Source organism: Thermocrispum municipale DSM 44069 (genome assembly GCF_000427825.1).
In the GTDB taxonomy this organism is placed as follows: domain Bacteria; phylum Actinomycetota; class Actinomycetes; order Mycobacteriales; family Pseudonocardiaceae; genus Thermocrispum; species Thermocrispum municipale.
In genome coordinates, this window is record NZ_KE386593.1 from 322,656 (window position 1) to 342,025 (window position 19,370).

A 19,370-nucleotide genomic window follows, 5' to 3' on the forward strand; every position below is an offset into this window, starting at 1 on the left:
TACAACGAACGGCGCGGGACCATTCGTTCCTTTTATCCGTACGTGTCGCGCGGGCCACGCCCGGCGATGTGCCGGGGACCGTGCCGCCAGCTCGGCCGGGTGGGTCCGTTGATCTTGATGCGCTTCACCACGCCCGGTCCGATCCCGGCGGCGATCTTGTTGATGAGCTGGCCCTGGAGCAGCCGCAGCTGAGTGGCCCACGCCGTCGAGTCGGCCTGCACGGTGAGCTCGCCGTTCTTCAGTGCGACGGGCTGGGCGTGTTCGGCGACCTCGGCGCCGACCAACTGGGCCCATTCCCCGAAGACCGACCCGTTCGCCAGGTGTGCTCGCCATTTGCGCTCACGGGTGAGCCGCTCCAGCACGCGACCCACCGGCTGTGGATCGCGGTCGTCCGGGCCGGGACCGGACCACCGGCGTCGACGACTGCGCAATTCGCGGGGACTCACACCCTTGAATCCGCGATTGGTCCGCTGGTTGCGCCGCTGTGTGGATGCCTCCCGGGCGGCCTGCAGCGCGGCGAACGCGAGATCGCGCCCGGACCCGTCCTCCGAAGGGCGTTCTACCTTGGGTTTTCCTGCGGTGGCCGGTTCACCCTCGGTGGGGTGATGCGGTGGCCCTTCGTGTCCGTGATTCGCCGACGGTGACGACTCATACCCTGGGTTATCCACACTATCCACAGCTTTATCCCCAGCCGGGTGACCCGCGGGCTCGGAGGATGTCACCCGCGGTAGACCTGTCTGTCTCGGTGATCGGTCCCGCTCATGTTTCACGCGAAACATTCCCTTCGCTGACTCGGTAGCGGGTGCCGGTCAGTTCACTCGGCACATCCTCGTCGACCGCGGCGGTGACGAGCACCTGTTCCGCGTCGGCAGCGACCTCTGCGAGCCGGGCACGACGGTCGCGGTCGAGTTCAGCGAAGACGTCGTCGAGCATCAGCACGGGGTCGCCCGCATCGTCCCGCAGCAGCTCGTACGACCCGAGCCGCAGGGCCAGTGCGAACGACCACGACTCACCGTGGCTGGCGTACCCGCGCGCCGGCGATTCACCGAGCCGCAAGTCCAGCTCGTCGCGGTGGGGACCAACGGTACTGACTCCGCGTTCCAGGTCCGTGTCGCGCGCCCGCTGGAGCGCCGACAGGAGCACGTCTCGCAGTTCGGCCACTCCTTCCTCGGCCCGCTTGCCGTCCGGAACGCCGTATCCCTCAGGCAGCGCATCACCCAGGCTGGATCGGTAGGTCAACGACGCCTCGCGTCCCACCGCGGCCGACCCCGCTACACCGGAATACGCGGCCGCGGCATGCGGGGTGAGGTCGGCGACGAGGTCCAACCGGCCGGCGAGCAGCTGCGCCCCCGCCTCCGCGAGCTGGCCGTCCCACACGTCCAGGGTGCTCAGCGCGTACGGATCGTCCCGGCCGCTGCGCCCGCGCTTGCCCGCCGTCTTCAGCAGCGCATTTCGTTGCCGTAGCGCCTTGTCGTAGTCCGCTCGCACACCGGCGTACCTGGGCGCGCGCTGCACCAGGAGATCGTCGAGGAACCTGCGGCGCTCCGCCGGGTCGCCTTTGACCAGGGCCAGGTCCTCGGGTGCGAACAACACCGTGCGCAGAATGCCCAGCACCGATCGCGGCGGACCGGGCTGGCCGCGGTTGACTCGCGCGCGGTTGGCTCGTCCGGCGTTGATCTCCAGCTCGACGGTCAGCTCGCGATCGCCGTTGACGACCGCGGCGCGCACGATCGCGCGGTCGCAGCCGTGCCTGATCAGCGGAGCGTCCGTGGCCACCCGGTGCGAGCCCAACGTGGCCAGGTAGCCGACCGCTTCCAGCAGGTTGGTCTTGCCGCGACCGTTGAGTCCGACCAGCACCGTGGCGCCCGGCTCGAGGGCCAGGTCGGCGTGTTTCCAGGACCGGAAGTCCTCGACCTGCAGGTGTCTCAGATACATCGGCTCAGCAGGTTCCGTGCACCGCGGGTGGCGTCACTCTCCTGCTTTGCTGACGGCGTGTCCGCCGAACTGGTTACGCAGCGCGGCGACCGCCTTCATGGCCGGGGAGTCCTCCTGCCGCGAGGCGAACCGGGCGAACAGCGCGGCCGAGATGACCGGCGCCGGCACCGCGTGGTTGATCGCTTCCTCGACCGTCCAGCGGCCCTCGCCGGAGTCGTTGACGTAACCGCGGAGCTGGCTCAGTTCCGGGTCCTCCTCCAGCGCCCTGACCAGCAGGTCCAGCAGCCACGAGCGCACGACCGTGCCGCGCGTCCACGCCTTGAGCACCGCGGGCACGTCGGTGACCTGCTCGGACGCGGCCAACAACTCGTAGCCCTCGGCGTAAGCCTGCATCAGCCCGTACTCGATGCCGTTGTGCACCATCTTGGCGAAGTGCCCGGCGCCGACACCTCCCGCGTGCGCGAACCCTTCCTCGCGCGGGCCTTCCGGGCGGAGCGCGTCGAAGATCGGCATCGCGCGTTCCACGTCCTCGGGCAGGCCGCCGACCATGAGGCCGAAGCCGTTGTCCTTGCCCCAGACGCCACCGGAGACGCCTGCGTCGATGTACCCGACGCCCTTCGTGGCGAGCTTCTCGGCGTTGGCCGCGTCGTCGGTGAAGCGGGAGTTGCCGCCTTCGATGACCAGGTCGCCTTCGTCGAGCAAGTCGGCCAGCTCGGCGATCGTCTGCCGGGTCGCGTCACCGGCGGGCACCATGACCCAGACCATGCGTGGGCGGTCCAGCGACGCCACCAGGTCTGCCAGCGACGAGGTGTCGGAGACGTCCTGATTGCGGTCGAAGCCCACCACCTGGTGGCCGGCGGCTTCCAGCCGCGCGCGCATTCCCGAACCCATCTTGCCGAGGCCGATCAAGCCCAGCTGCACCATGTGAACCCTCCGTTCGTGGCCGGTCAGCCCCGACACTAATGCGGCCGCGGTGGGCGGCGATCAGCCCGGCAGGCGAACCGGCATCAACAGGTAGAGATACCCGGCCGCCACCTTGCCCTCGTCGTCGAGGGGCTTGATCAACGCGGGCCGGTTCGGCGTGGTGAAGGTCAGCTCGGCCCGGTCGCTCGGCAGCGCGGAGAGCCCGTCGAGCAGGTAGCCGGGGTTGAACGCGATGATCACCGGCTCACCTTCGTAAGCCACCGGCAGCTCTTCCTCGGCCGAGCCTTCGTCGTCCCCGCCCGCGGCCAGCTTCAGCGACCCTTCGGAGAACTCCAGCCTGACCTGCGTACCGCGCTCGGCGACCAGCGAGACGCGCTTGATCGCCTCGGTCAGCGCCGGCACCTCCAGTTCGGCGCGGGAGGTGTACTGGGAGGGAAGCAGCTTGCGGTACGGCGGGAACTCCGCGTCGAGCAACCGGGTCGTGGTGTGCCGGTCCGCCCTGGCAAGGCCGAGCATCCCTTCGCCGCTGGACAGCCCGAGGCGCACGGTCGTGCCGGCGGAGCCCAGCGAGCGGGCCGCCTCGGAGAGCGTTTTGGCAGGCACCAGCACGGCGGCGTCGGTGACACCGTCGGCCGGCTTCCAGGTGAACTCCTTCATGGCCAACCGGAACCGGTCGGTGGCCACCATGGTCAGCGTCTCGCCGGAGATCTCCAGCCGCATGCCGGTCAGCATCGGCAGGGTGTCGTCCTTGCCGGACGCGACGGCGACTTGCGAGACCGCTTCGCCGAATGCCTGGCCGTCCAGCTCGCCGACGAACTGGGGTTGGGCGGGCAGCTGTGGGTAGTCCTCGACCGGCATGGTCGGCAGGCTGAACCGCGCGCTGCCGCAGCTGATCCCGACACGGGATCCGTCCACCGCGATGTCCACCGGCTGGGCGGGTAACGCTTTGGTGATGTCGGCCAGTAATCGGCCGGAGACCAGCACTTTTCCTTCTTCGGCGATCGTGGCCGCGACGCTGACCGTCGCGGAGACTTCGTAGTCGAAACCGGAGACGGTCAGGGCGTCGTCCCCACCAGCGTCGAGCAACACTCCGCCAAGCACCGGCACGGATGGTCGAGCGGGCAGGCTCTTGGCGACCCAGGCAACGGCATCGGCGAGGTTGTCACGCTCGACGCGGATCTTCATGCGTCACCCTTTCCCGACAGCCGAGGCATCTCGGCGCAGCAGACGTCTTGCACGACAGGTGGCTCCCCAGCGATCGACCCACCTTCCGTGCGGACTTCCAACGGTAGAACGTCCGGTGCCGTGCCGTCATCTCGGCCCTGGCGGTCGGTGGGCGGGGTTGGCGGCGAGTTGTCCCCAGAAAAGCGCGAACGTTGCCGAATTTGGGATTTTTTGTGAATGAGAAAGAAATACCGCCGTAGTAGTAGGGGGTGTGAGTTCTGTGGAGAACTACCCCTTGGCGCACGTGAGAGCGTGTCGGCGGCTGTGCATAGGTAGCCGAACGGTTGGGTGGACAGCGCGCCGCGGCGGTGGAGAACTCGCCGGCGGTCGGAGATGTCCACCGTCGGTCCACCGGTTCTCCACAGTTATCCACAGAGTTGTCCCCAGTTGTGGGGTACTGGCCTGTTGACGGCGGCGGGTCAAGGGACGAGATGGAAATCCCCCTCTCAGGTGATGTTGGCGTTCTTTCGGCGTGTCGACTTGATCACGGGCCGCTGAGCGCTTCCAAAACGCCGTGTTTTCCCTGCTCCAGAGGCGTGTCGGCGCCTGCAGGCGTTGGGTATGCGGCGCGGTGTGGCTCGCGATGGGTTTCCCAACGGCGTCGGGCCGCGGCGTGATCGGGTTCGCGTGGCAGTCGCTGTGGATGAACCGACCCTGCGGGGTGTGCTGAGCCGTCCGGACGGGTTGATTCCGGCGGCCCTCAGGAGCGGAGCCGCGGTCTCCGCGTCCCGTGCGCACCGCCGAGCGAGCGCACTGCGGGTGGCTGTTGCTGAATCTCGTGCGGGTCGCATCCGCGTTGGCCAAGGTTCCGGTGACGATCCGTCGACCGAGCCCCGCCGGTCTGAAGCCGCGCTTGGCGAGTAGCCCGCGAGCCGGCTCGGGGTGACCACTGGGGCGGTGGCCGCGAATTCGTCGTTCCGGATCGTCCGGGCCGCGAGCTTGCGGAGCGGGAATTCCTCGACCTGCACCGCCCCGCTCGGAAGCACGCGAGTTGAACGTCCCCGGCTCGGCACCTCCCGGCGGGACACCGCTCCGGTCACCGTCGGCTTGGCACGGCCCAGCCGGCCGCCGCGTCCGAGGTGAACTTGCCGCCCGGCATCTCCCTGGCGGCCGCCGCGTCGGACGTGGATCTCCCGGCCGGTGTCTTGCTGCCGGATGTCGCAACAGGGGTGAATGTCCCGCCCGGCATCGCTTGCCCCGCCACCGCACCGGTCGGGACGTTCCCGTCCCGCTGCGCGGTCGCCTGTCCTCCCGTGTTCCCACTCCCCGTCCCGAGCCGTCCGTGGGCGGCGAACTCGCTCGCGACGGCTGACCGCACCTACACTCCTCGCGTAACTGGTTAAACCGGTGTCAGAAACCGAATATAGTGGTTACATGAATGCCGGCACAAGGATGGTCACCGGTGCGGATGGCCAGCGGTGGCTGTTCGATCCCGGCAGCTTGTGTTTGGAGCTGTTGTTGACCGGCGGCCCGGCTGAGTCCGGTCGGCCGGAGCTGCTGCGCACCCCCGCGGATCTCGTCGGATGGCTGACCGAGTCGCGGCTGGCGCGGACCGCGGAGGTTCACCGGCGCCAGGTCGATGTGCGGCCGTCGGAGCTACGGCGGATCAAGGAGCTGCGAGACATCGCGTGGCGCGTCATGACGACGCTCGCGCGTGGCGGCGACCCGGCGCCGGAGCAGCTGGAGGCGATCAACGACTACGCACAGGACTCGATTCACCCCGAACTCGAGCCGTCGACCCGAACGGTGCGATGGGCGCCGATGACCGGTGAGCAAGTGCTCGGCACCATCGCGCGCGATGCGATCGACGTGATCGGCGGAAGCGTGAGCCGGCTTCGGGAGTGTGCGGGTGAGGATTGTTCGCTGTTGTTCCTCGACACCTCGCGGCCGGGCAATCGGCGATGGTGCTCGATGCGGCGGTGTGGCAACAGAGAGAAGGTGCGAGCTTTCCGCTCGCGTACGCGGAATGACGATCCGCGTTGACAGTATCTATATAGGGGTTCCGTACGAGCCCTATATAGATACTGTCAGGCGTACGTCGGTGACAGTACTTATATAGGGGTGTCTGCGACGCGAACTCGACGTCTACTGGCGCGCGCGTTGCTTGATGCGACTGGTGAGTTCCTGGACCTGGTCGTAGATCCGGCGCCGCTCGGCCATCTCCTTACGGATCTTCTTGTCCGCGTACATGACCGTGGTGTGGTCGCGGCCGCCGAAAGCCTGACCGATCCGCGGCAGCGACATGTCGGTCAGCTCGCGGCACAGGTACATGGAGATCTGCCGGGCGGTGGCCAGTGCCTTGGTCTTGCCCGGGCCGCACAGGTCGTCGATGCTGACGTCGAAGTACTCCGCGGTGACGCCCATGATCGTCGACGCGGTGATCTCCGGCGCTTGCGAATCCGGGATCAGATCGCGCAGCACGATCTCCGCCAGGCCGACGTCGACCGGCTGCTGGTTCAGCGACGCGAACGCGGTCACCCTGATCAGCGCACCCTCGAGCTCACGAATATTGGCTTCGATGCGGGCGGCGATGAACTCCAGCACCTCGCCGGGCACGTCCAACCGATCCTGTGCGGCCTTCTTGCGCAGGATGGCGATCCGGGTCTCCAGCTCCGGCGGCTGAATGTCGGTGATCAGACCCCACTCGAACCGGGTGCGCAGCCGGTCCTCCAGGGTCTCCAACCGCTTCGGCGGCCGGTCGGAGGAGACCACGATCTGCTTGTTCGCGTTGTGCAGCGTGTTGAAGGTGTGGAAGAACTCCTCCTGGGTACCTTCCTTGCCCTCCAGGAATTGAATGTCGTCGACCAGCAGGATGTCGATGTCGCGGTAGCGGCGTTGGAACGCGACCTTGCGGTCGTCCCGCAGCGAGTTGATGAAGTCGTTGGTGAATTCCTCGGTCGACACGTACCGCACCCGCATTCCCGGGAACAGTCGCTGTGCGTAGTGCCCGACCGCGTGCAGCAGGTGCGTCTTGCCGAGACCGGACTCACCCCACACGAACAACGGGTTGTAGGCCCGCGACGGCGCTTCGGCCACCGCCACCGCCGCCGCGTGCGCGAACCGGTTCGACGCGCCGATGACGAAGGTGTCGAACGTGTACTTCTCGTTCAGCCGAGTCTTGGAGGTCTGTGGCTGCGCCGGAGCGGTGTAGGGCTGACCGGCCACCGGGCGACCGGAGAACGTCGGCCACATCTCGTGCACCGCGGCGAGTGCCTCGCCTTCTTCGTCGACCTCGGCTCCGTCGCCGTCGGCGTCCGACTCGGCAGGCACGGCACCGACCGCATCGGCCGCCGGGTCACGGTAGGCGCGCGCACCGTTCCCGGGCGCCTGCGCCTCGGACACCGTGGACATGGCGGGAAGCCCCTCCCCGGCTTCCACCGTGTCGACCTTCACCGCAAGAGAGACCGGCCTGCCCAGCCTGCGCGACAGTGCGTCGGTGATCGGTTCGCGCAAGGCGCGCTCGATGGCTTCCTTGGCGAATTCGCTCGGTGCGGCGAGCAACGCGGTCCCATCGAGGAGACCGATCGGCCGGGTCACCCGCATCCACGCGCGCTGCTGTGGGGACAGCGTCCCGGCGGACAGCTCCCGAACGACCTGCTCCCAGACGACGCCCAGGTTGACCTGGTGCTCCGACACCTGTTCCGCTCCCATCCCCCGCCACGGCCGCATCGCGTGACCACGCTGCGGTCGGCTACGCTCTCCGCCGTGCTTCCACCCGATGGGCGGGTATCCACACGGTTATCCACATCTGTGCACTAACGTACGACGGCCCGCAGCAGGCCGTGCCGCCGCCCCGACCTCAGCGTGTCCCGCGAAACGCTGCCCCGGGCGGTCCCCCGTTTCGAGCGCTAGGAGGGGCACGCTAACAAGGTCGAGCCGATGCCACAAGGCTCCCATAGGGGCAAGGATTTCATCCTATTCGGCGTGTCGCGATTTGACTTCGGAACGTTGCACCTGGAGCGGTTAAGTGGGGGCGGTTGGCTGCACCGACAAGGCACTGCCGTACCCTCGTAACGTCTCCCGTCGGCATCGGGCGGTGTTCGCGTGCCCGGTTTACCGCCACAGAAGCGGTTCGCGTCGCCGGTTGGAGACAACACAGACTGACGACGATGCGGGAGAGACTGTCGTGGCCAAGGGTAAGCGCACCTTCCAGCCGAACAACCGTCGGCGCGCACGTAAGCACGGGTTCCGCCTGCGGATGCGCACGCGCGCGGGTCGGGCCATTATTTCCGCCCGTCGCCGCAAGGGTCGCGAGCGGCTGACGGCCTGACGGCCGCCGGCATGCCGTGCTACCCCGGTCAGCGCGGGTCCGGCGCAGCGCGGACTTTCGGATGATCCTGCGCCGCGGCAGCAAGGCCGGACGGCGACGGCTTGTGGTGCACGCCGTGACGGACCTGCCGGACGAGCAGCCCAGGGCGGGTTTCGTGGTCAGCAAAGCGGTGGGCAACTCGGTGGTGCGACACCGGGTGGTCCGCCGCTTGCGGCATATCGTCGCGGCGCGCCTGGGAACGTTGCCGCCCGGTTGCGCGTTGGTCGTGCGAGCACTGCCCCCAGCTTCCTCGGCCACGAGTGCCGAACTGGCGTCGGATTTCGACGCCGCTTTGCGCAAGCTTCGCCTGGTTCAGGGCGAGCGGAGATGACGGCGACGATGCAGGAATCGGATGTGGCGACCACTGAGCGTTCGCCATTGCCACGTCCGGGTCCGCTGGCGTTCGTCCTGTTGTTACCGATCCACCTGTACCGCAAGACAATCGGTCCGCTTCTGCCGCCGAGCTGCCGCTTCTACCCAACATGCAGCACCTATGCGGTGGAGGCCATCACGCGTCATGGCGCGTTCGGCGGCTTGTACCTGACGGTGCGCAGGCTGCTTCGCTGCGGCCCATGGCATCCGGGCGGGATCGACGAAGTCCCGGAGCGGTTCCGGTGGCGGGCACCTCGACCTGACAGTGATAGGCCTGGAGAGTCAGCCGAGCCTGGCCGACCACTCCGCCGCGACCGTACGACCCAGGAGTAACCGCAGTGTTCGACTATCTCCTTTATTACCCGGTCACCTTCATCCTGTTCATCTGGCACAAGGTGTTCGGGATGATCTTCGGCGAGGCCCAGGCAATCTCCTGGGTGCTGGGCATCGTCTTCCTGACGTTCACCGTGCGGGCCATCCTGTACAAGCCCTTCGTCAGCCAGGTGCGGTCGATGAAGAAGATGCAGGAGTTCGCGCCGGAGATCAAGAAGATCCAGAAGCGCTACGCCAACGATCGCCAGCGTCAGGCCATGGCGATGCAGAAGCTGCAGCGCGAACACGGCGTCAACCCGCTCGGCGGCTGCCTGCCGATCCTGCTGCAGGTGCCGGTCTTCATCGGTCTGAACCACGTGCTGCGTGCGTTCGCGGTGCACGCGGAGAAGGGCTGGGGCAACTACACGTTCGGTCCCGAGGCCACGCAGCAGTACATGGATGCGAACCTGTTCGGTTCGAACCTTGGCCAGGCGATCTACAACACCGGCGTGATGGGGGTCAGTGGCGACGGGTTCCACTCGCCGGCCGTCCCGGTCGCGATCCCGTTGATGATCCTGGCGAGTGCGTTGACGCACTTGACGGCGCGGCACTCGGTCGCCCGGCAGAACCCGGCCAACTCCACGCAGCAGACGGCGATCATGAACAAGCTGTCGTTGTACGTGTTCCCGATCGGCCTGCTGGCCTTCGGTGCGTTCATTCCGATCGGCTTGCTCATCTACTTCCTGTCGAACAACGCGTGGACGCTGATGCAGCAGCGCGTGGTGTACCGCCGCATCGACCGTGAGGAAGAAGAGAAGAAGAAGGCGGCGGTGGAGAAGCGCAGCGCGCTCGCGCCGAAGCCGGGTCAGCGGCCTGCCCAGTCGAAGAAGAAGCCTGCGGGCCAGGCGAACCGCAAGAGCGGTCAGACCAGTGGCACGCAGAGCCCGGCGAACAAGACTCCGAAGCCGGGACAGAAGCCCGCGCAGAAACCCAAGTCGAGTGGGCAAGGCGGATCCGCGAACGGCAAGGCAACGCCGAACAAGACGCCTGCCGCCTCTGGTGGCGCGGCCGCGCCGGGCAAGAAGAAGTCCGGTCGCAAGAAGCGTTGATCCGCACCCCAGGCATCGGCGCGCGTTGAGCGCGCAGGCAACAGAAGGAGACTCACATGTCTGAGACGGCGCAGCACCCCGTGGGTTCGCAAGAGGCGTCACCGGCCGACACCGGGTACGACACGACGGAAGCGGTGGACGAGGAGTACGAGATCGACGCCGAGGACCCGTTGGTGCGCGAGGGCGACATCGCGGGTGACTACCTGGAGCGGCTCCTCGATCTGTTGGACTACGACGGCGACATCGACTTGGACGTGGAAGCCGGCCGGGCGGTCGTCAGCATCGACGGCGGAAAGGATCTCGGGAAGCTGGTGGGCTCCCGCGGTCAGGTGCTCGAGGCGTTGCAGGAACTGACCCGCTTGGCGGTCCAGCAGGAGACCGGGGTGCGCAGCCGGCTGATGCTGGACATCGCGGGATGGCGCGCGAACCGGCGCCGCGAATTGCGAGAGCTGGGGACGTCGGCGGCGGAGCGCGTGGCCAAGTCCGGCAAGCCGGTGCGGCTGCAACCGATGACGCCGTTCGAGCGCAAGGTGGTGCACGACGCGGTCGCGGCCATCGAAGGTGTGACGAGCGAGAGCGAGGGCGAGGAGCCACGTCGCCGGGTCGTGGTGATCCCCGAGGAGTGAACAACACCGAGGCATCGGAAGGGTGCGATCGCGATAGGCGCGGTCGCACCCTTCTTGTTTGTCGGTGTCGTTTCACGTGAAACGACACGCGGGTCGCTCGGCGAATCCGATGGGTTGGGCAGCCCACGTACAGGACGCGCGCAAGCACCGCGAGAGTGCGAACCTTGGCCGGGCCGTTCGATCAGAGCGACACCTGGCCGCTTCGGGCCCACTCGGTCCAAGGCTCAGCGATAGCCGGTCTCGAGAGAACAAGCTCGGTGTTGGCATGGAAGGTGAATTCGCCGTAGCCGATCCGACATCTCATTGCACCGCGTTGTGAGGAGGGAGCCGCGGGGCCGAGAGCTGGTAGGTCGTCGACCCACGGGACGCGAGCGCGCCGGAGGGGCCGCGACAACGACGGATCGGCGAACTGCCGCGGACTCAGACTCTGGTGCGCCACGCGGTCTCGTTGTGGCGACCGCTGGCGTCGGCGCGGTTGGCGTGGTGCGTCGCCGGCCGCCGGTGGCCGGTTGTCGGATCCTGGCGTCGACGGATGTCCTGACCCGCCTGCACTCCGGTGTGTTCCGGTAGTGGGTGCCCCCTCGCCGCGGGGTTGCCGGCCTCATCAACGTCAGTTCGTTCGTGCCGAGAAGACCTCGTGCGCCGATTGCCAAGGCTCCGGCAGCATGTCCGGCGCTGCATGAAACAGTGGTGACTGAGCTTGTGCCTTTCCAGGTTTCACGTGAAACGAGCGTGGACGCGCGGATCGCCGTCGGCGTCCTTGGCCACCGCCCAGGCGGGGCCGACCCTCGGCGGGGTTTCACGTGAAACCGAGGGGTGGTGCGGGCGAAAGGACGGATGCGTGATGCGAGGAGTCGTTCGTGACGGATGGAGCTACTGAGCCCGGTGTCGTGCCACCCGAGGCGCAGCAACTCTTCGGCGAGAACACCGAGTCGGCTGCTCGGTTCGTTGATCTGCTCGCGGAGCGCGGCGTCGAGCGGGGTGTGATCGGCCCGCGCGAGATCGACCGCCTGTGGGGCCGACACGTGCTCAACTCCGCAGTCCTTGCCGAGCTGATTCCGGCCGAGGCGATAGTCGTCGACGTTGGTTCGGGCGGTGGCTTTCCCGGTGTGCCGCTCGCATTGGCGCGACCCGACATCGAGGTGACCCTCCTGGAGCCCATGGCTCGGCGCATCCAGTGGCTGACGGAGGTAGTTGACGAGCTCGGCCTGACGAATGTCGTCGTTGTGCGCGGGCGTGCCGAGGAGAAGGCGATCCGGACCCGGCTCGGCGAGGCGGACATCGTGACTGCCCGAGCCGTTGCCCCGCTCGCTCGGCTTGCCGAGTGGTGCCTGCCTCTGGTGCGGGCCGGCGGACTGTTGTTGGCATTGAAGGGGGCCAGCGCAGCTGAAGAGGTTCAGCGCGATGCCTCCACGGTCAGGAAAGTCGGTGGAGAGAGCATCGACGTGGTGCAGTGCGGGGTTGACGTCGTCGAGACGCCAACCACGGTTGTAGTGATCGAAGCGGGGCCCAAGCCGAAGCGGACGCGGAGTCGTCGGCGCCGCCGCTAGAAGTCGCCAGGCACTCCCGTGTCGTGGTGAGCGCTGGGCGATGGTTGCTCGAGGACCGAACCGGTGGTAACCGGGCCGTCGAGGGCCGAATCCATTTGCGGCCTAAGCGTTGCTCGAGACCAATCGAAGCCGATTGGGCCTCCTGCAAGTCGTGGCCCGTCCGGCGACAACTCATATCCGGGGGTGACGAGTGGTGACGCGAGCGGCGCCGTTAGTGTCGTAATTCCCACCGTTCCCTGGGGATTCTCGTGCACACGAGGGTCAGACCGGAGCGCCGCTCAAAAATCGGCCACCTCCCATGCGACTATTGATTGCGATGGACGAGGAGCTGGGTCGAGGGAGCGATGGTGTGCCTACCCGTGACGAAGTGAGGGATGTTCCACGTGAAACCGTGCACGTACGCAGTGCGGCCGCGGTCCCGGTCCAGTCGGAGAGCCAAACCAATACAGCGAGCGCGGGAGCTATTGGTGCCGGGGAGGTGCTGCGCCCGGTGAATGGCACATTCGCCGACCACAGCGGAGACTCCCCCGCGTGGACTCCAATCGCCGAGGAAGCGTTCACCGCAGCGCGCGTGCTGCACCCTCAAGAAGCGCTCCCTCGGCCGAGCCGCCGTCGCATCATGACGGTTGCCAACCAGAAAGGTGGCGTCGGGAAGACCACCAGCACGGTCAACCTCGCCGCTGCGCTCGCCCTGCACGGGTTGAAGGTTCTGGTCATCGATCTGGACCCGCAGGGCAATGCGAGCACCGCGCTCGGTGTCGAGCACCGGTCCGGAACTCCGTCCGTCTACGAGGTCTTGATCGGTGAGATGTCCATCCTCGACGCCACGAAGACCTCCGACCAGTCCCCCAATCTGCTCTGTGTGCCGGCGACCATCGACCTGGCCGGTGCGGAAATCGAGCTTGTCAGCATGGTGGCGCGCGAGTCTCGGCTCAAGGAAGCCCTGACCGACGAGGTGCTGAACGAACTGGGCGTCGACTACGTCTTCATCGACTGCCCCCCTTCGCTGGGTCTGCTCACGGTCAACGCTCTCGTGGGCGCGCACGAGGTGTTGATCCCGATCCAGTGCGAGTACTACGCCCTCGAAGGGCTCGGGCAGCTGCTGAGCAACATCGAGCTCGTCCAGGCACACCTCAACCCGACCCTGTCGCTGACCACGATCTTGCTGACGATGTACGACGGCCGAACCAAACTGGCCGACCAGGTGGCCGAGGAGGTGCGGCAGCACTTTGGTGAGGTGGTTTTGCGTACGATCATCCCGCGCAGTGTCAAAGTGTCCGAAGCGCCTGGCTTCGGTCAGACGGTGCTGACGTATGACCCGGGCTCGCGTGGCTCGATGAGTTACCTCGATGCGGCTCGTGAACTGGCCGAGCGGGGTGCGAAGGAGAGTCGATGAGCGCGGAACGCAAGGGTGGTCTGGGACGCGGCCTAGCGGCCCTCATTCCCACCGGCCCGACAGACTCGGCGAAAGACGGAGCCGCCGCGGCCAAGATCAAGCGGGACGCGGACTGGTTCAGTGCCAACGGTGCGGTGCAAGCCAAGGCCGGTGTAGCGGGCGGTGAGGTCGCCGGCGCGGTCTACCGCGAGGTACCGGTCGAGTCGGTGACCCCGAACCCGCGCCAGCCGCGGCAGGTGTTCGACGAAACAGCGCTGGCGGAGCTGGAGCATTCCATTCGCGAGTTCGGCTTGATGCAGCCGATCGTGGTGCGCCAGCTTCCCGACGACAAGTTCGAGCTCGTCATGGGCGAACGCCGGCTGCGGGCCGCACAGCGTGCGGGCCTGGAGAAGATCCCGGCGATCGTGCGGCAGACGTCCGACGACGCGATGCTGCGGGATGCGTTGCTGGAGAACATTCACCGGGTGCAGCTGAATCCCCTCGAGGAAGCTGCCGCCTACCAGCAGCTGCTCGAAGAATTCAACGTCACGCACGACGAGCTCGCCAATCGGCTCGGTCGCAGCCGTCCGGTCATCACCAACACCATCCGGCTCCTGCGCCTTCCCTTGCCTGTGCAGCGCCGGGTCGCGGCCGGTGTGCTTTCCGCGGGCCACGCCCGTGCCCTACTGGCGCTGGATGACCCGGCGAAGCAGGAGGACTTGGCGGCGCGCATCGTGGCCGAGGGTCTCTCGGTGCGGGCGACCGAGGAAGCGGTGACGTTGGCCCGCAGCGAGAAGCCGGCGAAGCCGAAGGCCAAGCCGCGCAAGCCACTGCATGCGCCGGGGTTGCAGGAGCTCGCTGAACGCATGTCGGACAAGTTCGACACGCGCGTGAAAGTGGATCTCGGCAAGCGCAAGGGCCGCATCGTCGTCGAGTTCGGGTCGATCGACGACCTCGAACGCATCGTCGGACTGATGAATCTCAAGGACGAATGACACGCGTGTCATTTCGTCACGTGACGGTCGAAAATCATACCTCGTTCCGGCGCTTGACGGCTCGCTCGATCAGTTCTGCGTAGATCTGACCGAGCGAGCTTCCGGCCGCCTCCACTGCCATGGGAACGGTGGACGTCTCGGTGAGGCCGGGCGAGAGGTTCACTTCGAGGAACTGCACCGTGCCGTCCTCTTGCACGACGGCATCAGTACGCGAGACGTCTCGGAGCCCGAGCCGTTGGTGGGCCGCTACGGCGAGTTCGCCGACGGCCGCGGCCGTCTCCGGGCTGAGCCGCGCGGGCGTGAAGAAGTCGGTCAGGCCTGCCGTGTAGCGGGCGGTGTAGTCGTAGATGCTGTGCTCCGGAACGATCTCCACTGCGGGTAGGGCCTCAGGCTTTCCCTCGTGCTCCACGACGGTGACCGCCACTTCGGTGCCTTCGATGTAGCGTTCCGCCAGCACGGTCTCGCCGTAGGCGAAGCACCCGACCATCGCGGCGGGAAGCTCGGAGGCGTCGCGGACCACCTGGGCGCCGAGGGCGGAACCTCCCTGGTCCGGTTTGATGATCAAGGGCAGGCCGAGCCGGTCCACGATGGCGTCGAGTACGGCTTGCGCCCCGAGTTCGCGGAAGGTGCTGTGCGGCAGCACGACCCAGTCCGGTGTGTGATAGCCGGCCTGGCGCAGCTCTGCTTTGGCGATCGGCTTGTCCCAGGCACGTCGGCAGGCTTGTGCTGTGGTTCCTACGTAAGGCACATCGAGCAGTTCCAGAACGGCTTGTACTGACCCGTTCTCCCCTTCTCCGCCGTGCAGGGCGACGACGACAGCGTCCGGGCGTTGTTCACGCAGACGAGAGATGAGTTCCGCGTCGGTGTCCCACTCCTCGACGTGGATGCCTTCGGCCTTCAGCGCGGCCGACAGTCGCCTGCCCGACCTGAGCGAGACGTCTCGCTCGTGCGAGAGACCCCCGGCGAGCACGGCCACAGTACGGTCAGCCATCAGGCCAACTCCCCTCTCGTCGCAAAATGTCCACAGTGGACCAAAGATCGGTGAAGCAGCAGGTCAGGCGGTGTCCGGTCCGGGTGTTTGGGGTCCGGACACGGGCCGCCGCTGCACTGTGCCGAAGGTCCGGAGGAGGTCCATCTCGGACTCGAGCACTGCGGCAAGCCTACGCACGCCTTCCTTGATGCGTTCCGGGGTCGGGTAGCAGTACGACAAGCGCATCTGCCGCGACCCGAGGCCGTCGGAGTAGAAGCCGGTGCCGGAGGCGTAGGCGACGCGGGCGGTCACCGCGCGCGGCAGCATGGCTTTCGTGTCGATCCCTTCCGGCACGGTCACCCACACGTAGAAGCCGCCGTCCGGCATGGTCCACGTGCACCCCGGCGGCATGTGCTGCTTCAGCGCCGTCAGGATCGCGTCACGGCGTTCGCGATAGCTTTCCCGGAACTTCTTGATCTGGCCCTTCCAGTCGTGCGTGGCGAGGTAGCGGCTGACGATCAGCTGGTTCAGTGTCGGCGGGCACAGCGTGGCCGACTCGGCGGCCAGTACCAGCTTTTCGCGGATCGCGTGGGGAGCCAGGACCCAGCCGACGCGCAGTCCCGAGGCGAAAGTCTTGGAGAACGAGCCGAGATAGACCACGTTGTCCGGGTCGAGCGACCGCAGTGCCGGGTAGGTCTGGCCGTCGAAGCCGAGCAGGCCGTACGGGTTGTCCTCGACGATCAGGACGCCGTGTTTGCGGCAGATCTCGACGATCCGGGATCTGCGCTCGTTCGACAGGGTCACGCCGGCGGGGTTGTGGAAGTTCGGGATCGTGTACAGCAGCTTGGCCGGTCGTCCTTGCGAGGCCACGGACGTCAGGGCTTCTTCCAGCAGTTCGGGCACGAGGCCGTCGTCGTCCATCGCGACGTGTACGACTCGCGCCTGGTATGCGGAGAAGGAGCCGAGCGCGCCGACGTATGACGGTCCCTCGGCGATGACCGTGTCACCGGGGTCGCAGAACAGGCGCGTGATCATGTCCAGGCCCATCTGGGAGCCGACCGTCACGACGACGTCGTCCGGGTGAGCCTTGATGCCCTCGAGGGCCATGACTTCGCAGATCTGCTCGCGCAGTTGCGGCACGCCGTGCGCCGAGCCGTACTGCAGGGCGACCAGTCCGTCCTCGGCGATCAGTTCCTGTACCTGCTTGGCCAGCGAGTCCAGCGGAAGCGCCGCGAGGTTGGGCATGCCGCCGGCGAGCGAGACCACTTCGGGTCGGCTGGCTACCGCGAACAACGCTCGAATCTCCGAGGCGGTCATGCCTTCGGTGCGCGCGGCGTACCGCGTCAGGTGCGGGTCGAGGTTGTGGCGGGCTGGATCGCCGGCCCCGGGCGGTTGCAGTGCCATGGTCTGTCGAGTGTAAACGCCGACTTCGCAGAGCCATGACCGTTACGTCCCATGTCACATCACGGTGCGCGGGCTACCCCGGGGTGGTCAGGCTGCTCGTGGTGCGCCTATCCTCGATGTCGTTGGGCCATTCGAGCGATCTGCCCCGAGTCGGTCCGTTCTTTGCGTGGGGGTCGCACACCGTATTGGGAGGTCACGTGTCGCGGCAGGTCGTAGGCGTCACGCTCGACAACCTGGAAGACCTTCCCCGGCATTGTCGGAAGTGCGTGTACTGGGAGGTCGCTCCCCACCTCCGCGGCCAGGTCGAGGAGTTCGGCGAGACCGAGCTCGAGAAGGAAGCGTGGGTGTCCAGCGTCTTGCTCGAGTGGGGGTCGTGTGGCCGGTTGCTGTACAGCAACAAGCTGCCCGTCGGGTTTGTTCTGTATGCTCCGCCGACTGTCGTGCCACGAGCCGGCGCGTTTCCTACGTCGCCGGCAAGTCCTGACGCAGTGCTGCTGACCGCGTTTCACGTGCAACCAGAGTTCCGCGGTGGCGGTATCGGCCGGGCGTTGGTGCAAGAGGTGGCGAAGGATCTCACGCGGCGTGGGGTGCGGGCCATCGAGGCGTTCGGTGATGCGCAGCCTGAGTCGCGGGCGGAAGGTGAGCATCACTGTGTTGTTCCGGCGGGGTTCTTGACGCGGGTCGGGTTCAAGACGGTGCGGCCGCATCCGCGGTGGCCGCGGCTTCGATTGGAGCTGCGGGCGGGGATCCTGTGGAAAGAAGATGTGGAATCCGCGTTGGAGCAGTTGCTCGGTCAGGTGTCGGTTTCCACGGCCGGGTCCAGCGGTTTTGCTCGATCTTGAGATCTGCATCACAGCAGCTCAGCGGCTTGGACGGCGGTCCGATTCCTGAGTTATCCACAGCTTGGGGAGTTATCCACAGATTGGTGGACTGGCCGTTTGAGGGCCATTTTCCGCGTTAGGCTCGAGACGGGGTCGCCCCCCCAGGGAGGGTGGGGGCTGCGTTGGGGGCTGCGTTGGGGGATGCACGCTGAAGTGCGCGCGTTACTGCTTGGTGAGCTCGTGCGCGAGTACGTCCGCGAAGGTGAACGTGCCGGTGGGCTGGTCGTTCTCCCCGAGCAAGTACAGCCGCTTCACGGCCACGAGAATGCCCTCGGCGACGATGTCCCGGAACGCAGGGTCGGACAGGCGCAGCCGATCCCTCTCGTTCGTCAGGTAGCCGATTTCGACGCGCACCGCCGGGCAGCGCGTCAGCCGCAGAATCTCCCACGTCTTCGGGTGCGCTCGGCAATCCTTGAACCCCGTGCGGGCCACCAGTTCACGCTGGATGTAGCCCGCCAGCAGCTCGCCGACCGTGGACGTCGTGCCGTTGCCGGTCCCGAAGTGGAACGTCGCCACTCCCTGGGCCTCCGGTGAGCTGTTCTTGTCGCTGTGCAACGACAGGAACAGGTCCGCCCCAGCGTCGTTGGCGAAGCGGGCGCGCTCGGCCTCCGTCGGGCTGTGGTGCGGGCCGCGAGAGATCAATGCCTCCATGCCCGTCGCCTTCATCCGGCCCTCGAGCCGACGCGCCAGATCCCACGCGATGTCGGCCTCTCGGACGCCTGCTACCTCGACGCCGGGGTCGTCGCCGCCGTGGCCGGGGTCGATGACGATGCGCTTGCCCCGCAGCCGTGGGCCGGATTGGCGCACCTTCTCCTGCTCGCGTAGCAGAACGGGACGGCCACCCCGCGCCCGCGGAGACAGCTGACTCAACGCGCGCACCGTGGCCGCGCCGCAGATGCCGTCGGGCACCAGGCCGTAGTCGCGCTGGAAGTTCCGCAGCGCCCGCTCGGTCACCTGGCCGAAGATGCCGTCCGGGCGGCCTGCGTCGTAGCCGAGCTCGGTCAGCCGCTCCTGCAGGGTGAACACGTCGTCGCCGTGTACCGGGGCCGACATCAAGTACGCCAGCGGCCTGCTGCCGAGGTGATAGCTCGCGCCGCGGAGGGTTCGATACGTCGCCGGGCCCACCACGCCGTCGGTGATCAGCCCACGTTGCTGCTGGAACGTGCGCACCGCGTGCTCGACGGCATGATCGAAAACATCGTTCGCCGCGCCATCGTCGGCGAGCAGACCCTGCATCGACAGCAGCGATCTGACCTCAGCGACATCCGGCCCGCGATCACCGCGGCGGAGTACTCGCATGCACTCCTCGCACTTGTCTCGTACTTGACTCAACCGCCAGCATCACCCGGCGCAGGAATCCCCGGGTGTTGATGCCCCGGGGATT

18 protein-coding genes are annotated in these 19,370 nt (G+C 67.1%); 10 read left to right on the forward strand and 8 right to left on the reverse strand.

All coding sequences use genetic code 11. The features are described 5' to 3' along the window. Window positions 1-32: 32 nt before the first annotated feature. The 4 genes from YWM_RS26945 to dnaN form a co-directional block, all read right to left on the reverse strand. A complete protein-coding gene (locus tag YWM_RS26945) occupies window positions 33-446 on the reverse strand; it encodes a DciA family protein (protein WP_425426573.1) in 414 nt (137 codons plus the stop codon). A 313-nt stretch (window positions 447-759) separates the two neighbouring features. Then, window positions 760-1,935, reverse strand: a complete 1,176-nt coding sequence (recF, locus tag YWM_RS0116965; protein WP_028851700.1) for a DNA replication/repair protein RecF — start codon at window positions 1,933-1,935, stop codon at window positions 760-762. A 33-nt stretch (window positions 1,936-1,968) separates the two neighbouring features. Next, the gene (gene gnd / locus YWM_RS0116970) at window positions 1,969-2,859 is read right to left on the reverse strand and encodes a phosphogluconate dehydrogenase (NAD(+)-dependent, decarboxylating) (protein ID WP_028851701.1); all 891 of its coding nucleotides are present in this window, start codon (window positions 2,857-2,859) and stop codon (window positions 1,969-1,971) included. 60 nt (window positions 2,860-2,919) lie between these two features. Further along, the gene (gene dnaN / locus YWM_RS0116975; protein WP_028851702.1) at window positions 2,920-4,044 is read right to left on the reverse strand and encodes a DNA polymerase III subunit beta; all 1,125 of its coding nucleotides are present in this window, start codon (window positions 4,042-4,044) and stop codon (window positions 2,920-2,922) included. A 1,413-nt stretch (window positions 4,045-5,457) separates the two neighbouring features. On the opposite strand from dnaN, the gene YWM_RS0116980 reads away from it, so the two are divergent. Continuing rightward, window positions 5,458-6,066 carry a CGNR zinc finger domain-containing protein gene (locus YWM_RS0116980; protein ID WP_028851703.1) on the forward strand — a complete coding sequence of 203 codons (609 nt, stop codon included), beginning with the start codon at window positions 5,458-5,460 and terminating at the stop codon, window positions 6,064-6,066. A gap of 102 nt (window positions 6,067-6,168) precedes the next feature. Here YWM_RS0116980 and dnaA read toward each other — a convergent pair whose 3' ends face one another. Then, on the reverse strand, window positions 6,169-7,719 hold the full coding sequence (dnaA, locus tag YWM_RS0116985) for a chromosomal replication initiator protein DnaA (RefSeq protein WP_028851704.1): 1,551 nt from the start codon (window positions 7,717-7,719) through the stop codon (window positions 6,169-6,171). A gap of 490 nt (window positions 7,720-8,209) precedes the next feature. Here dnaA and rpmH point away from each other — a divergent pair, with 490 nt between their 5' ends. From rpmH to YWM_RS0117015, 8 genes are all read left to right on the forward strand, one after another. Further along, window positions 8,210-8,353: a 50S ribosomal protein L34 gene (rpmH, locus tag YWM_RS25870; RefSeq protein WP_084609144.1), complete on the forward strand. Its 144-nt coding sequence runs from the start codon at window positions 8,210-8,212 to the stop codon at window positions 8,351-8,353. A 16-nt stretch (window positions 8,354-8,369) separates the two neighbouring features. Further along, complete coding sequence (gene rnpA / locus YWM_RS0116990) at window positions 8,370-8,723, forward strand: ribonuclease P protein component (RefSeq protein ID WP_028851705.1); 354 nt, start codon at window positions 8,370-8,372, stop codon at window positions 8,721-8,723. Between the two features lie 8 nt (window positions 8,724-8,731). Then, window positions 8,732-9,097, forward strand: a complete 366-nt coding sequence (gene yidD / locus YWM_RS25875) for a membrane protein insertion efficiency factor YidD (RefSeq protein WP_084612539.1) — start codon at window positions 8,732-8,734, stop codon at window positions 9,095-9,097. 5 nt (window positions 9,098-9,102) lie between these two features. Next, window positions 9,103-10,185, forward strand: coding sequence for a membrane protein insertase YidC (gene yidC / locus YWM_RS0116995; RefSeq protein WP_028851706.1), 1,083 nt, complete (start codon window positions 9,103-9,105; stop codon window positions 10,183-10,185). A gap of 56 nt (window positions 10,186-10,241) precedes the next feature. Then, window positions 10,242-10,811: a Jag family protein gene (locus YWM_RS0117000; protein WP_028851707.1), complete on the forward strand. Its 570-nt coding sequence runs from the start codon at window positions 10,242-10,244 to the stop codon at window positions 10,809-10,811. An 890-nt stretch (window positions 10,812-11,701) separates the two neighbouring features. After that, a complete protein-coding gene (rsmG, locus tag YWM_RS0117005; RefSeq protein WP_028851708.1) occupies window positions 11,702-12,361 on the forward strand; it encodes a 16S rRNA (guanine(527)-N(7))-methyltransferase RsmG in 660 nt (219 codons plus the stop codon). Between the two features lie 490 nt (window positions 12,362-12,851). Beyond that, entirely contained in the window at window positions 12,852-13,757 is a 906-nt protein-coding gene (locus tag YWM_RS24230; RefSeq protein ID WP_052345250.1) for a ParA family protein, read from the forward strand. Further along, on the forward strand, window positions 13,754-14,731 hold the full coding sequence (locus YWM_RS0117015; RefSeq protein WP_028851710.1) for a ParB/RepB/Spo0J family partition protein: 978 nt from the start codon (window positions 13,754-13,756) through the stop codon (window positions 14,729-14,731). The genes YWM_RS24230 and YWM_RS0117015 overlap by 4 nt, the downstream gene beginning before the upstream one ends. Before the next feature lie 34 nt (window positions 14,732-14,765). Here the strand turns inward: YWM_RS0117015 and YWM_RS0117020 are convergent, their stop codons facing one another. Both YWM_RS0117020 and YWM_RS0117025 read right to left on the reverse strand, forming a co-directional pair. Next, the gene (locus YWM_RS0117020) at window positions 14,766-15,722 is read right to left on the reverse strand and encodes a D-alanine--D-alanine ligase family protein (RefSeq protein ID WP_028851711.1); all 957 of its coding nucleotides are present in this window, start codon (window positions 15,720-15,722) and stop codon (window positions 14,766-14,768) included. A gap of 63 nt (window positions 15,723-15,785) precedes the next feature. Then, the gene (locus YWM_RS0117025; RefSeq protein ID WP_043661441.1) at window positions 15,786-17,105 is read right to left on the reverse strand and encodes an aminotransferase-like domain-containing protein; all 1,320 of its coding nucleotides are present in this window, start codon (window positions 17,103-17,105) and stop codon (window positions 15,786-15,788) included. A gap of 197 nt (window positions 17,106-17,302) precedes the next feature. Here YWM_RS0117025 and YWM_RS0117030 point away from each other — a divergent pair, with 197 nt between their 5' ends. Further along, the gene (locus YWM_RS0117030) at window positions 17,303-17,947 is read left to right on the forward strand and encodes a GNAT family N-acetyltransferase (RefSeq protein ID WP_028851713.1); all 645 of its coding nucleotides are present in this window, start codon (window positions 17,303-17,305) and stop codon (window positions 17,945-17,947) included. Between the two features lie 201 nt (window positions 17,948-18,148). Here the strand turns inward: YWM_RS0117030 and YWM_RS0117035 are convergent, their stop codons facing one another. Continuing rightward, complete coding sequence (locus YWM_RS0117035) at window positions 18,149-19,285, reverse strand: N-acetylmuramoyl-L-alanine amidase (protein WP_028851714.1); 1,137 nt, start codon at window positions 19,283-19,285, stop codon at window positions 18,149-18,151. Window positions 19,286-19,370: the final 85 nt, after the last annotated feature.

What these genes read in the sequence shown, in the direction of transcription:
- YWM_RS0117025 (WP_043661441.1), bottom strand. Translation starts at nt 17,105, where the DNA reads ATGGCACTGCAACCGCCCGGGGCCGGCGATCCAGCCCGCCACAACCTC.
- yidD (WP_084612539.1), top strand. Translation starts at nt 8,732, where the DNA reads ATGCAGGAATCGGATGTGGCGACCACTGAGCGTTCGCCATTGCCACGT.
- YWM_RS0117035 (WP_028851714.1), bottom strand. Translation starts at nt 19,285, where the DNA reads ATGCGAGTACTCCGCCGCGGTGATCGCGGGCCGGATGTCGCTGAGGTC.
- YWM_RS0116980 (WP_028851703.1), top strand. Translation starts at nt 5,458, where the DNA reads ATGAATGCCGGCACAAGGATGGTCACCGGTGCGGATGGCCAGCGGTGG.
- YWM_RS0117015 (WP_028851710.1), top strand. Translation starts at nt 13,754, where the DNA reads ATGAGCGCGGAACGCAAGGGTGGTCTGGGACGCGGCCTAGCGGCCCTC.
- recF (WP_028851700.1), bottom strand. Translation starts at nt 1,935, where the DNA reads ATGTATCTGAGACACCTGCAGGTCGAGGACTTCCGGTCCTGGAAACAC.
- YWM_RS0117000 (WP_028851707.1), top strand. Translation starts at nt 10,242, where the DNA reads ATGTCTGAGACGGCGCAGCACCCCGTGGGTTCGCAAGAGGCGTCACCG.
- dnaN (WP_028851702.1), bottom strand. Translation starts at nt 4,044, where the DNA reads ATGAAGATCCGCGTCGAGCGTGACAACCTCGCCGATGCCGTTGCCTGG.
- gnd (WP_028851701.1), bottom strand. Translation starts at nt 2,859, where the DNA reads ATGGTGCAGCTGGGCTTGATCGGCCTCGGCAAGATGGGTTCGGGAATG.
- YWM_RS0117020 (WP_028851711.1), bottom strand. Translation starts at nt 15,722, where the DNA reads ATGGCTGACCGTACTGTGGCCGTGCTCGCCGGGGGTCTCTCGCACGAG.